Below are 14,164 nucleotides of genomic sequence, written 5' to 3'. Positions count from 1 at the left end.
CTGTCTCTACTGTTTGGTAATGTTGACCTTTCTTGTTTAGTTTCTCAAGCAATTTAGCATCACTAAAATAAAGGTCAATATCCTCGTGAAGCGTCCCTTGACTGCTAGACAGTAATCACCCTTACCCTGAATAATCTCAGCCACAATGTCTGTCTGTGTTCCCATGGCATCCATCGTGACAATCCCTTGTCGAAGGTCAATCATTCGTAAGAGGCGAGGAATAGCTGTGATTTCATTACTTTTTTACTCAACACTAACTTGTCCCATTATGATTGGGAACTTGGTGTCTATTGCCATTGCCACGCATGGTCTTACCATCAATGGCTATCAGTCGCTCAACCGATACACAATCTGGGGAGTAATTAAATTCAACCTTTAGAGCGCTCAAAAATTGAGGATTGACCATACTAACAACACCTTCTAGCGTATCGTGAGAGGGACAACCCGCACTTAAATCGACATATTCTCTTAGGAGATCTTCATGCATGGCGATAAAATCTTCCATCTCCCTCCATGTTTCAATGCCTGCCATTTGGCAAAAGAACACAAGAAAGAGAATAGTTGACAAGGGATAGCGAATTTTCCAAGGCTGGCGACTGTCCAACTCTTCACTGTGCTCATCAATAGAAACAATAAAATCAATCATCGTAGTCACCTCATCTATAGTGTGCTGCTTTGATTGATTTTATCATTATGATTTTCGCTTTCTGAAAACTAAATTTTCTTCATGCGTTTGGCGTGATCATTAGTCCACGACAAAAACACTTTTTGGTGAGCTGAAAAATAACCATCCAAGGCTTTTTCTAGTTGAGGAATTTTCTGTTTCAGAGTCGTATAAACATTAGCACGAATAACTTCTGGTGTGATGGTTTTTCCATTAACTAAAAGAGTCATCAAGTTACGCCCAGAACTGCCCATAATATCTTCAATGTAAGTCGTTAATTTGATTCCTCCTGATTGAAGAATGTTATGAATTCTGTTCACGTCACGATTACGAGTCTCTACTTGATGTTTTCGCTGACGTGTTATCTCTCGTAGTTCTTGAATCCTTTCATCCGGAACAAAACTTTTTGGAAGCAGTCCGATACGAGTCAATTTGGCAATCCAGAAAGCATCTTTTTTATCTGTTTTTTGACCAGGGATGGCTTTCATATGTGCTGGATTCGCTAAAATAAGCTCAAAGTCTTGACAGAGCGCATGCCAAACGAGTTTCCAATAGACTCCTGTACTTTCGATGCCAACAGCTTGTCCTTGAAAAGATGTGAGAAAATCATGACATTGTTGTAAACCTTCTGTCGTTGTATCAAAGCGAGCCTCTTCACGTTTGGGACGAGTACTAGTGAGAGAACCGTGTAAGATACAGACAGCTATCATAGCTTGGTGAATATCAATGCCAGCACAAGATGTATAGATGATATTCATAGTCGTTTCCTCCTAACTAATGATGAGGACTTGTCTCTCTAATAGTAGTCGTATTTTTATACTCATGCTTCTGAGGCGATATTTTGGGGTTCTCGTAGATAAAGTGGATTAGTCTGTCCCTTGATAGATTTTATCATTAAATGATCAACCACAAAGCCTTCACTAAGAGTATAGCACTTAGCGAGGGCTTTGCCTATTGGTTGTCATTGTTTTGTGGGTGTGGGATCTGCCATAGTGCTGGTTTGTTCCAGTCTCAAGAGGGATGAGATTGTCCAGTCAACAGTTTCAGCCTGATCTTATAAAACGGGGAGCGAAAGGCACCAAGCTTGCCAAGAAGAAATAAAACTCCGTAGAAGCCCGCTTCTGCCTACACCACATTAGGACAACAAGGTTAACAAAAAATACAAAATACCCGTTGCGCTAGTTAATTCTAGCCAAAACAAAAACTATCTTTTGACATCTCAGAGCATAAGAAAAACCAGCCATAAAGCCGGTTTCTTGGTTATTAGTCTTCATTTACGAACGGCATAAGAGCCATAACGCGAGCACGTTTGATTGCTGTTGTTACTTTACGTTGGTTTTTAGCTGAAGTTCCTGTTACACGACGTGGCAAGATTTTACCACGTTCTGAAACGAAACGGCTAAGAAGCTCAGTATCTTTGTAATCAACATATTCAATTTTGTTAGCTGCGATGTAATCAACTTTTTTACGGCGTTTGAATCCGCCACGACGTTGTTGAGCCATGTTTAATTCTCCTTTATATATTTAATTCGTTTTATCCATTAGAATGGAAGATCGTCATCTGAGATGTCCATTGGATTTGCGTTACCAAATGGGCTTTCATCTCTACCGAAGTTTGGTGTTGATTGTGCAGGTTGCGATTGGAAGCCACCACCAGTTGTCCCCCAAAACGGAGAAGAACTTGGATTATAAGAACCGCCACCGTTACCTTCACGTGTAGCACGACTTTCCAACATTTGGAAGTTTTCAGCAACAACTTCTGTTACATAAACACGTTGACCTTGTTGATTTTCATAATTACGTGTCTGAATACGACCTGTAATTCCAATAAGAGCACCTTTTTTAGCCCAGTTTGCTAAGTGTTCAGCTGGTTGATTCCAGATGACACAGTTGATAAAGTCCGCCTCACGCTCACCATTTTGGTTTTTACGAATACGGTTAATAGCTAGGGTAAAAGTTGCTACAGCCACCTGATTTGGAGTGTAACGAAGTTCTGCATCACGGGTCATACGACCCACAAGCACTACATTATTAATCATAGAGCACCTTCTTACGCGTCAAGTTTAACGATCATGTGACGAAGAATGTCGCCGTTGATTTTTGACAAACGGTCAAACTCGTTAAGAGCTACTGCGTCAGTCGCTTCAACGTTAACGATGTGGTAAAGTCCTTCACGGAAATCTTTGATTTCGTAAGCAAGACGACGTTTTTCCCATGTTTTTGATTCAACAACAGTTGCACCGTTGTCAGTCAAGATAGAGTCAAAGCGTGCTACCAAAGCGTTTTTAGCTTCTTCTTCAATGTTTGGACGAATGATATAAAGAATTTCGTATTTAGCCATTGATATGTTCCTCCTTTTGGTCTAATGCCTACTGAACCTTGTCAGCAGGAAGTGAGGGATACTCACAAGATATTATTCTACTAGATTTCAACAAGTTTTGCAAGAATTTTGTTGATTTTTTTGGCAATAGCAGAGCTTCTTCAGTAAGCCACCTAGATCCTCATATATTGCTCTACTTTTTACTTAAACTCACGACGGGCAAAAAGGAAATAAGAAATACCAGTAAAAATAATCGCATAAACAAAAGCCACGATACTTGAGTGATTGATAAAACCGGCAGAGCTATCTACTGTATTAGCAAGATTGCCAAACAACATGTAGGGCTGATAAACCTCTGAATCAATTTTCAAGAGCATACCAAGAATCAATTTAGCAAAGGTTTCAAACATGGTAAAGGTAATGATAAATAGAGTGTTGGTCTTGTACAGCTTGTCAAATAGATTAAAAAACACCAAAGGTAGTGCCGCTGTTGCTAGGTAGTAAGGAATCTGATAAAGCAAGCCTTCAAAGAGCCTTGCATAAATAGAATCGCCAGTCGATAGTTGATAAACAAAACCAGCAAAAATATAGGCAATAAAAATATAAAAGAAGCTTACAACCATACTCATTAGCCAACGATAGGCAAAAGTCTTGGAGCGACTCTGAACTTTAATCAAACTATTGTTAATGGTACGCTGTACAAAATCTTCACCAAAGAATATTTTACCAGGAGTGACAAAAAAGAGAGGAAAAAAACTGGTAAAAAATGGCATCATGAACGTTGCTACTCCTATTGTAGACATGTTTTGTAGAGCAATGATATAAGCAATTCCTCCACTTAAAAGCAAAAGAAGAATTAAGGAAATCAGACTCAATCTTTCTTTAAAAATACGGTAACAATCTGCTTTTAAAAATTTTAACATCTACTTTTCTCCTTACTGCAATAATCCTAGATAATAATCTTCAAAGCTTGAACCTATTTGGTAGATTCCTTTTATCTCAACGTTTAATTCTGACACCAAATCAATCAATTCTTGGACCGTTTTTTCTGGCTTAATACTGAGGTAATCACTTAGCATATCTAACGATACGTTTCTATCCAGCAAAGCTTGCGCAACTTTATCATTATCAGTGGTCTCCAGATGAATACGATTTTCAACTTCTGCCCTCAGCGCAGCTTTTTCAATATCCTTAATCACGCGCCCTTTATGCATGATAACAAAACGATCTACCACCAGTTCCAATTCAGATAGGATATGGCTGGAAATAAGAATAGTAATGCCAAATGTGTCTCTGAGGTTCAGGATAATATCACGCATCTCCTTGATACCAGACGGATCGAGCCCGTTAATTGGTTCGTCCAAAATCAGAAAATCTGGAAAATCAATAATGGCAAGAGCAATCGCCATACGCTGACGCATACCAAGTGAGAAATTTTTAACCTTTTTCTTACGATCTACATCTGTTAGGCCAACTAAACCTAAAACTTCTTTAATGCGCTCATCAGCCTTAGGCAAACCAATCTGCAAAGCAGTATACTTCAGGTTAGCATAGGCAGACATATTAGGATAAAGTGTCGGAGACTCAATCAAAGCACCAATTTTATAATCTTGATAGCGCTCAATTTTTCCTGAACTGGCATTGATAAGCCCAGATAAGACTCGAATGAGAGTTGTTTTACCAGCACCATTTTGTCCCACAAGACCGCAAATCTCGCCCTTCTTAATCTCAAAACTAACATGTGATAAGGCCTCTTGCTTACCATACTTTTTACTAATATTGTTAATCTGTAACAATGTTTCAGCCATTACAATACTCCTTCTGAATTTTTAGAAACTTTTTGTATGTTTAAATCAATACAATATCTATGTATCAATGTTACCATACAACCCAAAATTGTCAAGATGAAAATTTAAATGAGTACATAAAAACACCTGCCGCTCTGACAGGTGCCCTTTCTTTATTAAATTCGTGTATTTGTTTTGTTATAAGAATCATCAACTGAGGTTATAAATCTCCGTTTCTGTACCTAGAACAATTATATCTTAGCATAAGGATGCCTCCTACCAAGTCTTTGTTCGTCGAGCTTCAAGTGCTCATCACTAAGCGATTATACAATTGATTAGATTAAAGATAAACTTATAAAACTCTACAGTGTTTCCACCAATTTACGATTATCTTATTCTTGTCTTTTCAGTCTTCTGAGATGCTTCATTCTCCCACCTTACATTTCAAGGTAGAGATGATAGCAGATTATTTACTCCTGGAAAACCGTGATAGTCTCTTACCTCTTTAGGAAATCAAAACATTATCAAATAATTTTCAATATATGTCAATCTCTCTATTAATCTCCTTTTGATTCCCCTAGAAAAAATATCATCATTTTATCTTTATAGAGCTTTATCTGAAAAATAATTTAAGCTTAGTTGTCACCGTTTTTATATCTTGCAATGCACATAAGACCCTCCTGTATTGAGAAACCTACACACTGAGTTACACTAGCAACAAATTATTTCTTCTTTCACACTGAGCTACAACAACGATAAATCTATATTTGTATTGGTATCCCTCGTCGCTATTCTACGCAACAAGGAAATTATCTCCGTTTTTATATCTTGCAACGCACATAAGACCCTCCTGTATTGAGAAACCTACACACTGAGCAACATTAACTACAAATTTATTTTTCTTTCACACTGAGTTACATTAACAATAAATCTATGTTTGCATTGGTATCACTCCCTCGTGACTATTTTCTGCAACACGAGGAGTTAATCTCCATTTTTATACCTACTAATATTAAATCTCATAGGAATCCTCCTATATAGCAACTATAAAGCCATTGTTTGCCTACTGTCTATCGAGGCTTGTCTCCGTTCTTATAGCGTCCAATGTCAAAGGTTAACATAGCGCCACCTCCTATAATTGAAAAACGATTGTTTGAAGACCTTAGTCTCCATTTTTATACCTGTTGCGATTGAAGATTAGTATTAGAGTGACCTCCTTTCTTCTCTTCTTTCTTTATAGTTTAAGTATATCGTAAGCGTTTTCTTTTGTCAAGTTTTTTTATTATTATTTGTATCTTTTTAACATTTTTTGATAAGAGAAGGGCTGACACTGTTTTTCTTACTCGTTTATTCCTTTAAAACAAGCGATTCGCCTTTTTTAAAGCTCAATTCAGAACTTGAGAAAATTACAAAATATTTTCTTTAAGAAAATAAAAACACTTTCTTTTTAAAGCTCTGCTATTTTCCAAAATAAAAAGGCTTTGGTACAATAGTGGTATGATAAATTTGAAAGATTACGGAATTGAGATGTGGAACGAGGAGAAAATTGCCGATTTCCGTCGTACCTTGCTGGCTTGGTATGACCGTGAAAAGCGTGATTTGCCTTGGCGTCGCACCTCTGACCCTTATAAGATATGGATTTCTGAGATTATGCTTCAGCAGACACAAGTGATAACGGTTATTCCTTACTACGAGAGGTTTTTGGACTGGTTTCCTACTGTGAAAGCATTAGCTGACGCCCCCGAGGAAAAACTCCTTAAGGCTTGGGAGGGCTTAGGATATTATTCGCGCGTTCGTAACATGCAGGCTGCCGCTCAGCAAATCATGACAGATTTTAATGGTAAATTCCCAGAAACCTATGAAGGAATTTCTAGCTTAAAAGGGATAGGTCCTTATACTGCTGGTGCTATTGCAAGCATCGCCTTTGGACTTCCTGAACCAGCTGTAGATGGTAATGTGATGCGGGTCATGGCACGCTTATTTGAAATCAATTACGATATTGGCGACCCCAAAAATCGTAACATTTTTCAAACTGTCATGGAAATATTGATTGATCCTGACCGACCAGGGGATTTCAACCAGGCTTTGATGGACCTAGGAACAGATATCGAATCCGCTAAAACGCCAAGACCTGATGAAAGCCCTATTCGATTTTTCTGCGCAGCTTATTTACATGGCACTTATGATAAATACCCCATCAAAGCTCCAAAGAAAAAGCCAAAACCATTGCAAATCCAAGCCTTTGTCATCCAAAATAAAAAGGGAGAATTCTTGCTTGAAAAAAATAATAACGGTCGCTTACTAGGTGGATTTTGGTCTTTCCCCATTGTTGAGACTAACTTTATCGCTCAGCAATTAAATCTCTTTGAAAAAGAAAACGACGTTTTAGAGACCGTATCTCAAAAGACATTATTTGAAGAGGACTATCAACTCAAGCCAACTTGGTCAGAAAGGACATTCCCTTATGTCAAACATACCTTTAGCCATCAAAAATGGACGATAGAACTTCTAGAAGGCTTTGTGGAAAAAGCAGAGCTAACTAGCCAAAAAGAATTACAATGGGTATCTCCAGATAATTTCGATAACTATCCCATGGCAACTCCACAGAAGAAGATGGTGGCAGAGGTGATGAAATCGTTTAGGAATTAATGCTTATCTTATCATTCAAAAAAGCCAAGCTTCTACTTGTAAGAAGTTTGGCTTTTAGTTTGTTCCTATCATGTCAGTTGAGTTGCGACTAACAGTTTTATCCCATTTAACTCTGTGGTGGCTATCACGATATTTTTTAGGTGTCATGCCGACCACCTCTTTAAATTGTTGAATAAAATGACTCTGAGATGAAAAAGATAAATGATTAGCAATATCAATCATTGAATCTTGACTAAACTTCAATAAATCTTTAGCCACTTCAATCTTTTTATTACGGACATAAGTACTAAGCGAGACACCAACTTCCTTCTTAAAAAGACGTGATAAGTAACTTGTTGAAACACCATATTCAAGCGCTAACTGCTCAACCGTAATACGTTCTTTGATATGACAATAAATATAATCCTTACAAGCCGAAATGTGTTTAGAAGTGACATCTTTTTGTTTTTGTTGCCGCATTTTTTCTGTAAAATCAATAACCATTTCATCATGCAAGTTTTGAATTTCTTGAACAGTGTGAAGATCATCTAATTTCTGGATATAGAAGTCACTCAGACGAAAAGCCAACTCCAATTCCATATCATTTTGACAACAAATCCTTGTAATCATAGCCGTTCCAATAACAAAATGATATTTCATGTTGGTAACTTGATTACGTGACAATTGTCCAACACCCTCTTTTTCCATGAAACGCTCCTGCTCACAGTTTCTTTTAACAGCTTCAATATCTCCATTTGAGACAGCTTGATAAAAGAGAAATTCTTCTGTCATAGGGCGATGGATGAGTTCATCAGATCGATCACTTGCTTCATAAAGCCGCCATTCTTCTCTATAACTCATTCCTTTTCCTCCTGACCTTGATGATTCATTTGATAATAGAAATATCACATTTAATTATAGCATATTTGAAAACCTTAGGAAAGCCTTTTCAAAATAGAATCATTCCCGTAGTTGCTAATTTCAATGAGTGATTTCAGGATAGAAAAGTCAATTTTTTGAAAGAACAATCAAATAACCCATATTATGCGCGATACAACTGTCCTTACACCAACAATTTCAATTACCTTCATATCTGAAAACGCCAAAACTTTGTGGCGATAATGTTGAAAAATGGATGTTCTTCTATAAGTTGATAAGCTAAAACGTTAATATCATGTGGCGATTGTTATTTTTATAGTCTTCCAATCGCTTGATAGGACTGGGAGGAAGAACAGCGGGAATAGTTCAAATAAGCTAAAAAAGGAAATCCCCACATGAGGATTTCCCTAAACCTTAGGAGGTACCTATCTATCTTGCTTCATAACTGATCCATTTGTAATAACCATGTAAGGGACCCTTTCCGTCATAGGCATCTAACCAATCATCAACACCAATTCCAGGCCAAGCATTCATCATCATTTTACCAGCTGTTTTTGGGATATTTTCAGTAGCTGTATAAACCGCTTCACCATCAACATACCACGTTATCGAATCTTTTTTCCATTCAAAACCGTAGATATGAAAATCATCCGAAGCATCAAAATCAAGATGATGTAAATATTCATGATTTCCAACACCGTCTGTAAAGTAATTGAACTGTACTTTGGTTGTGTCCTTTCCTAAAAATTCAATATCTATCTCATCCCACGGATTATCATCACTCGGACCAGTATAGGTAAAATAAGAAGTAACGACCCCAGGGTTTTTAATAGCTTTCATGCATACCTGATAGTAGCCATATCCAAAGAAATCCCTGGTCCGCCACTCACCACCTGTATAGCCATTACTGTCCTTATCAATTTTCAAGCATAGAAGACCATCTTCAAAAGCAACATTTTCTGGTTTAAATTCACAGTCAAACATAAAACCGTTTGAACCTGAACGTAATTCCATAGTGCTTTCATCATAAACATCAAAACAAGTTTTAAAATGTTTTTCTTTTTCTTCCATAAAAAATCTGCTTTCTGAAATAGTTTTAATTATTCTTTTTACGAAGTGGCACAAGAATAAAGCCAGTCAATAGAGATACAAAGCCTAATAAGGTCGCTAGAACCCCTTCTTGACTCCCAGTCTTTGGCAAGATAGTTGATTTTTGAGTAACGAATCCTGTATGGACAACTTCTTCTACAACTGGTCCCTCAGTACGTTTAATTGATTGTACTTCTGTAGTTCTATCTGTATTAGAAACAGGGTCAGCACCAGATAATTTCACCAGTGGGATATTTTCTACCGGTACCGTTGGTTTTGTATTTGGAACTAAATTGTCCTCATTTGTAGACGGTGCTACTGGTGGTTGAGAATCAGGCGTTTCAGAAATCGGTGGAACGTTTTCTTTAACTGGCTCAGTCGCTTTATAGCTGAATCTATCATAGCTTGCTACAAGTGGTGTTTGTCCATCATAAGGTTGAAGCCACTCATCAACTCCTTTACCTGGCCAGGCATTCATCATGATTCTTCCTGGTGTTACTGGAATATTTTCTGTAGCCGTATAAACTGCTTTACCATCTACGTACCAAGTAATGTAGTCTTTTTGCCAATCAAAAGCGTAAGTATGGAAAGCTTCTGAAGCATCAAACCCTAATTCATGAACGTATTCATGTTCACCTTTACCATTAGTGTAATAATTAAACTGGACTTTTGTAGTATCTTTCCCTAAAAATTCAATATCTACTTCATCCCAAGGGTTATTGTCACTTGGTCCAGTATAGGTAAAGAATGAGCTAACTGTTCCAGGATTTTTAATTGGCTTCATACTCACTTCATAAGTACCATAATGGAAGAATTCTTGAGTGCGTAATTCACCAGAAATATATTCTACTGGAGCGCTGGTATCTGTTCCCTTATCAATAGTCAGAGTCATAACACCATTTTCGACAGCAACTTTATCTGGTTTCCAAACAGCTCCGAAAGGATTTCCATTCCACCAATCGGCTTTAGCCATCGTTGCTTCATCGTAGGCATCAAAATCTGTACTGTATTCACTTGCTAAAGCTACTGTTTCACTCTCACTAGTGTCAGTTTCAACATCTGTAACTTCTTCATTCGCTGAAGAAGGCTGCGCTTCTGTTTCTATTGTTGTATTTGTTTCTACAGAACTCGCCACTTCTTCAACCGGTGTTGTCACATCAGTTGAAGAAACTGCTTCATCAATCAAGGTTGTATTATCTGTTAATGAAGGAGTTGTGGTTACATCTTCTGCTACAACCGTAACAATACCTGCATGCAAGCTACAAATAGTAGCAGTCACACATATCCATTTTAAAACTGTTTTCTTTGACATAAAAAACCTCTAAAATATTTTATTAATTTTGATTTTTAATGAATTAAATATTACTCTTTAACACCACCAAGTGTTACACCCGCAATGATGTATTTAGACAGCAATAGATAGACTACAATAATTGGAACAATAGCCACTAAAATCATTGTGTAAATTTTACCCATATCAAAGTTCATGTAGTCCGCACCACGCAAGGTTGCCACTAAGATTGGAACGGTCATTTTATCCTTAGATTGGATGACCAAAGCCGGAATGAAATAGTTATTCCATGATCCTACAAAAGTGAAAATAGCTTGTACAGCAATTGCTGGCTTCATGAGAGGCAAAACAATCGTGTTAAACGTTCTAAATTCACCTGAACCATCAATACGAGCAGCATCAACCATAGATAACGGTAATGATGATTGCATATAACTATACATGAAATAAAATACCGCTGGTGATGCAATTGACGGGATAATCATTGGCAATAGTGTATCGTACATTCCCATTTGTGTAATGAGACGTAAGAATCCCATTGAAGTCACTTGAGTTGGCATGACTAAGATTGCCATGATAAAAGTAAAAGCAATTTTTTTGAATTTGAAATCATAGACGTAGAGCCCATAAGCCGTTAGGGCTGAAAAATAGGTACAAATAGCAGCTGTTGCTCCAGAAACTAAGAGACTGTTAAAAATACCTCTGAACATTGGAAATGTTCCATCATTGGCAACCTTGCTCAGATTGTCAAAAAGGTGTGATCCTGGTAAAGCCGAGAAACCTCTTTGCAATTCCGCATGTGAGTGTGTTGCATTAATAATCAAAATATAAAAGAAGAAAAGGCACATAAATGATAGGGTAATGAGTACAAAATGTGCCACAAGACGCCGAATGCGATTTTGTGCAGTTGTTGACATTAGCTAACCTCCTATGCCTTTTTAGCGTTGCGTTTCATTTTTTCACGACCAGCTTTAATTTCATTATTAGTCATCTTATAAACAAACCAACAAAGAATTGCACTGACAATAAAGAGATAGACTGATAAGGCCCCTGCCATACCATAGTTCTTACTCTTCAAGTGGTTATTTAAGAACATAATCAGTGTTGTTGAAGTTCTATCTGGTGCCCCTTGACCATTGGTCAAAATTTGTGGAACATCAAACATTTGTAGACCACCAATAATTGATGTAATTAAAGTATAGGCAAGAATTGGACGAATCATTGGAAGAGTAATGTAAAAGAAACGTTGACGACTGTTACAACCATCAATCTCTGCCGCTTCAAAAATATCTGGACTAATCCCCATGATTGCAGCCATGAGCATAATCGTACTATTACCAAACCACATGAGGAAATTCATTACAGCTACGAGTGAACGAGTTCCCAAGGCTGTTCCCATGAAATCAACGGGCTCTTTAAACCACCCTAAGGAAGTCATGATTGAGTTAATTGGACCATTTGTTGAGAAAAGTGTAAAGAACAACATGGCAAAGGCAGACGCCATAATTAAGTTTGGCAAGTAAATAATAACTTTATAAATTCCTTGCCCACGTAATTTTAATCTGGCATCAACAAACCAGTTTGCCAATAAAAGCGCTATACCAATCTGCGGAATAAAGCCCATCAACCACATTAACATGGTGTTACCTGCATATTTGAGGATATCTGATTCTAAGAGAGCTTTATAGTTAGCTAAGCCAACAAAATTTGGGCCAATTTCTCTAATTCCTGAGCGATAATATTCATAGAAACTATATCGAATAGTTTCTACAAGTGGAATAAAGGAAAAAATAAAGAAAGTGACAAAGAATGGCAAAATAAACAGGTAGCCATATTTTCCGTAATTAATACGTTTACGTTTTTGTTTCATTCTATTACTCCTTCAATAGAACCGCGGTGCTGTAATACACCGCAGATCTTGATCATTCAGGCCATTTCACTTCCGTAATTTCTGGATAGCGTTCTTTAATGGCAACTTCAAAGTTTGATTTCGCTTTTTCAAAACTTACCTTACCTTGTAGGTAATCGTTAAAGTTATTTTGAATCAATTCTACAGAACCTTGGTCATAAGGTGATAATGGGGCAATTTCAATGTTTTCAGCAACAGGTGCGAAATATTCAAAGGCATTTTGTCCACCAAGGAAGTCTGACTTAAAGTTATCATCTTTAGCAGCTTCTTGCATACCTGATCTTGTATTTGTGAAATCAAGATAATCTTTAGAAATTTTAAGCAGATTGTCTTTATCTCCGGTCAATGCAAGGATGATATCTTTAACATGTTTAGCGTTGTCTGTACCCACAGCACCATGGATGTAAGAACCACCCCAGTTGTATTCTTGTGGAGGAGTTGTCACTGCCCAAGCACCTGCTTCACCATCCCAGTTTGGTTTGAGAGTGAAGTCAATACCCCAAGCAGGGAAGAGAAAGGCAAATACTTTAGATTTTGAACCCATTTCTTTGTTCCATTCGTCAGTCCATTGTCCTTTTACAGTCTTTGTAAAGTAACCAGAATCTAACCATTCCTTAGAATCATTCACCCAATCAATAATTTCTGGCGCCACATTAAGAACTGTTTCACCTTTTTTCACCCAAGGTTCCTTAATGCTATTACCATACAGACGGAAGGTATCTGCTGATGAAGCAAATGCAAAGTAACCTTTAGCTTGAAGTTCTTTGGCAGTTGCTGCCATTGTATCCCAATCTTTCACTTTGTCTGCAACTACTGTAGGATCGTCTGTTCCGAACACATCTTTAGCAATATCACGACGGTATACGATGACACCTGGTGTTGTTTGCCATGTTGACCCGCGTTGAACACCGTCTTCATCAGAAGCTGTTACTTTTGTGAATTCATACTGATCAGCTAAATCTTTTTCTGGGTCAATGCCAAGTTCTTTCAATGGAATGGCAGCACCTGCTTCTTTAGAAGAATATTTATTAACATAGTCTGTCTCTGACAAGAAAATATCCACTTTACTATCAGCATCTGCAGATTCTTGGTTAAGAAGAGCTTCATCCAATTTTTGTTGGTAAACACCGTCTTGGTTAGGGTTTACAATCCAGTGAATTTCTGTACCATCTTTAAGAGTAGTCACCGTACCGTCTTTTGAAGTTTCTTTTACTTCCGGATAGACAGCTTCGACACGTTGACGGAATTCATCATTCCAAGAATAGATATTGATGACTTTTCCTTCTTCACTAGAACTAGTTGAAGAACCTCCTGGGTTTGAAGAACAAGCAACTAAAGATCCAGCTGCAAGAGCTATAGCGATAAAAGCGCTTACTTTTTTATTCATGAGATTTACTCCTTTTTTTTCCGAGGGCTTTGCCCCTTGTTGTTTTTTGTACTTGTATTATATCTTGTCTCAGCTGGACGTTATATTACTTTCTTGAAAAAAATACCACATTTTTGACCTCTCTTGATATTTTTATTAAAAATTTTCACCACATTATTTTTTTACTCCTATTTTCCTAAAATCACTTCAAAAACGTATTTTTTAAGAAAT

General features: G+C 37.4%; 12 protein-coding genes and 2 pseudogenes. 1 reads left to right on the top strand and 13 read right to left on the bottom strand.

The genetic code is table 11. The annotated features are described in order from the left end of the window. The 7 genes and pseudogenes from ACFPQ3_RS00820 to ACFPQ3_RS00790 all read right to left on the bottom strand — a co-directional run. Positions 1 to 646 (bottom strand): annotated as a pseudogene (locus tag ACFPQ3_RS00820) (ISAs1 family transposase); the annotation flags it as partial. 110 nt (positions 647 to 756) lie between these two features. Beyond that, a pseudogene (locus ACFPQ3_RS00815) lies at positions 757 to 1,422 on the bottom strand (IS110 family transposase); the annotation flags it as partial. Between the two features lie 505 nt (positions 1,423 to 1,927). Beyond that, positions 1,928 to 2,167 (bottom strand): 30S ribosomal protein S18, encoded by a 240-nt coding sequence (rpsR, locus tag ACFPQ3_RS00810; RefSeq protein ID WP_000068664.1) that lies wholly within the window; start codon positions 2,165 to 2,167, stop codon positions 1,928 to 1,930. Between the two features lie 38 nt (positions 2,168 to 2,205). Further along, positions 2,206 to 2,703 (bottom strand): single-stranded DNA-binding protein, encoded by a 498-nt coding sequence (locus ACFPQ3_RS00805; protein ID WP_156806838.1) that lies wholly within the window; start codon positions 2,701 to 2,703, stop codon positions 2,206 to 2,208. 11 nt (positions 2,704 to 2,714) lie between these two features. Next, complete coding sequence (gene rpsF, locus ACFPQ3_RS00800; protein ID WP_156806836.1) at positions 2,715 to 3,005, bottom strand: 30S ribosomal protein S6; 291 nt, start codon at positions 3,003 to 3,005, stop codon at positions 2,715 to 2,717. 179 nt (positions 3,006 to 3,184) lie between these two features. Then, the gene (locus tag ACFPQ3_RS00795; RefSeq protein ID WP_156806834.1) at positions 3,185 to 3,907 is read right to left on the bottom strand and encodes a hypothetical protein; all 723 of its coding nucleotides are present in this window, start codon (positions 3,905 to 3,907) and stop codon (positions 3,185 to 3,187) included. A 12-nt stretch (positions 3,908 to 3,919) separates the two neighbouring features. Continuing rightward, positions 3,920 to 4,798, bottom strand: a complete 879-nt coding sequence (locus ACFPQ3_RS00790) for an ABC transporter ATP-binding protein (protein WP_380433466.1) — start codon at positions 4,796 to 4,798, stop codon at positions 3,920 to 3,922. A 1,470-nt stretch (positions 4,799 to 6,268) separates the two neighbouring features. Between ACFPQ3_RS00790 and mutY the strand changes: the two genes are divergently transcribed. Next, entirely contained in the window at positions 6,269 to 7,420 is a 1,152-nt protein-coding gene (gene mutY / locus ACFPQ3_RS00785; protein ID WP_156806830.1) for an A/G-specific adenine glycosylase, read from the top strand. 54 nt (positions 7,421 to 7,474) lie between these two features. Here the strand turns inward: mutY and ACFPQ3_RS00780 are convergent, their stop codons facing one another. The 6 genes from ACFPQ3_RS00780 to ACFPQ3_RS00755 all read right to left on the bottom strand — a co-directional run bounded on the left by ACFPQ3_RS00780 (position 7,475) and on the right by ACFPQ3_RS00755 (position 13,954). Next, complete coding sequence (locus ACFPQ3_RS00780) at positions 7,475 to 8,260, bottom strand: AraC family transcriptional regulator (RefSeq protein ID WP_156806828.1); 786 nt, start codon at positions 8,258 to 8,260, stop codon at positions 7,475 to 7,477. Positions 8,261 to 8,707: 447 nt separating this feature from the next. Further along, positions 8,708 to 9,403, bottom strand: a complete 696-nt coding sequence (gene bglS, locus ACFPQ3_RS00775) for a beta-glucanase (protein WP_417774512.1) — start codon at positions 9,401 to 9,403, stop codon at positions 8,708 to 8,710. After that, positions 9,375 to 10,679, bottom strand: a complete 1,305-nt coding sequence (gene bglS / locus ACFPQ3_RS00770; protein WP_156806824.1) for a beta-glucanase — start codon at positions 10,677 to 10,679, stop codon at positions 9,375 to 9,377. The genes bglS (ACFPQ3_RS00775) and bglS (ACFPQ3_RS00770) overlap by 29 nt, the downstream gene beginning before the upstream one ends. 50 nt (positions 10,680 to 10,729) lie before the next feature. After that, the gene (locus ACFPQ3_RS00765; RefSeq protein ID WP_156806822.1) at positions 10,730 to 11,575 is read right to left on the bottom strand and encodes a carbohydrate ABC transporter permease; all 846 of its coding nucleotides are present in this window, start codon (positions 11,573 to 11,575) and stop codon (positions 10,730 to 10,732) included. Between the two features lie 11 nt (positions 11,576 to 11,586). Continuing rightward, positions 11,587 to 12,528 (bottom strand): carbohydrate ABC transporter permease, encoded by a 942-nt coding sequence (locus tag ACFPQ3_RS00760; protein WP_156806820.1) that lies wholly within the window; start codon positions 12,526 to 12,528, stop codon positions 11,587 to 11,589. A 52-nt stretch (positions 12,529 to 12,580) separates the two neighbouring features. Continuing rightward, positions 12,581 to 13,954: an ABC transporter substrate-binding protein gene (locus tag ACFPQ3_RS00755; protein WP_156806818.1), complete on the bottom strand. Its 1,374-nt coding sequence runs from the start codon at positions 13,952 to 13,954 to the stop codon at positions 12,581 to 12,583. Between the last annotated feature and the right edge of the window lie 210 nt (positions 13,955 to 14,164).

It is taken from the genome of Streptococcus caledonicus, assembly GCF_042656225.1.
GTDB classification, from domain to species: Bacteria; Bacillota; Bacilli; order Lactobacillales; family Streptococcaceae; genus Streptococcus; species Streptococcus caledonicus.
The sequence above is the reverse complement of the archived record's forward strand: the minus strand, read 5'-3'. Positions and strand labels throughout refer to the sequence as shown.

Bases quoted from the DNA above. Each gene is read 5' to 3' on its own strand.
- ACFPQ3_RS00795 (WP_156806834.1), bottom strand. From the start codon at position 3,907: ATGTTAAAATTTTTAAAAGCAGATTGTTACCGTATTTTTAAAGAAAGA.
- ACFPQ3_RS00765 (WP_156806822.1), bottom strand. From the start codon at position 11,575: ATGTCAACAACTGCACAAAATCGCATTCGGCGTCTTGTGGCACATTTT.
- ACFPQ3_RS00760 (WP_156806820.1), bottom strand. From the start codon at position 12,528: ATGAAACAAAAACGTAAACGTATTAATTACGGAAAATATGGCTACCTG.
- rpsR (WP_000068664.1), bottom strand. From the start codon at position 2,167: ATGGCTCAACAACGTCGTGGCGGATTCAAACGCCGTAAAAAAGTTGAT.
- mutY (WP_156806830.1), top strand. From the start codon at position 6,269: ATGATAAATTTGAAAGATTACGGAATTGAGATGTGGAACGAGGAGAAA.
- ACFPQ3_RS00780 (WP_156806828.1), bottom strand. From the start codon at position 8,260: ATGAGTTATAGAGAAGAATGGCGGCTTTATGAAGCAAGTGATCGATCT.
- bglS (WP_156806824.1), bottom strand. From the start codon at position 10,679: ATGTCAAAGAAAACAGTTTTAAAATGGATATGTGTGACTGCTACTATT.
- rpsF (WP_156806836.1), bottom strand. From the start codon at position 3,005: ATGGCTAAATACGAAATTCTTTATATCATTCGTCCAAACATTGAAGAA.
- ACFPQ3_RS00755 (WP_156806818.1), bottom strand. From the start codon at position 13,954: ATGAATAAAAAAGTAAGCGCTTTTATCGCTATAGCTCTTGCAGCTGGA.
- ACFPQ3_RS00805 (WP_156806838.1), bottom strand. From the start codon at position 2,703: ATGATTAATAATGTAGTGCTTGTGGGTCGTATGACCCGTGATGCAGAA.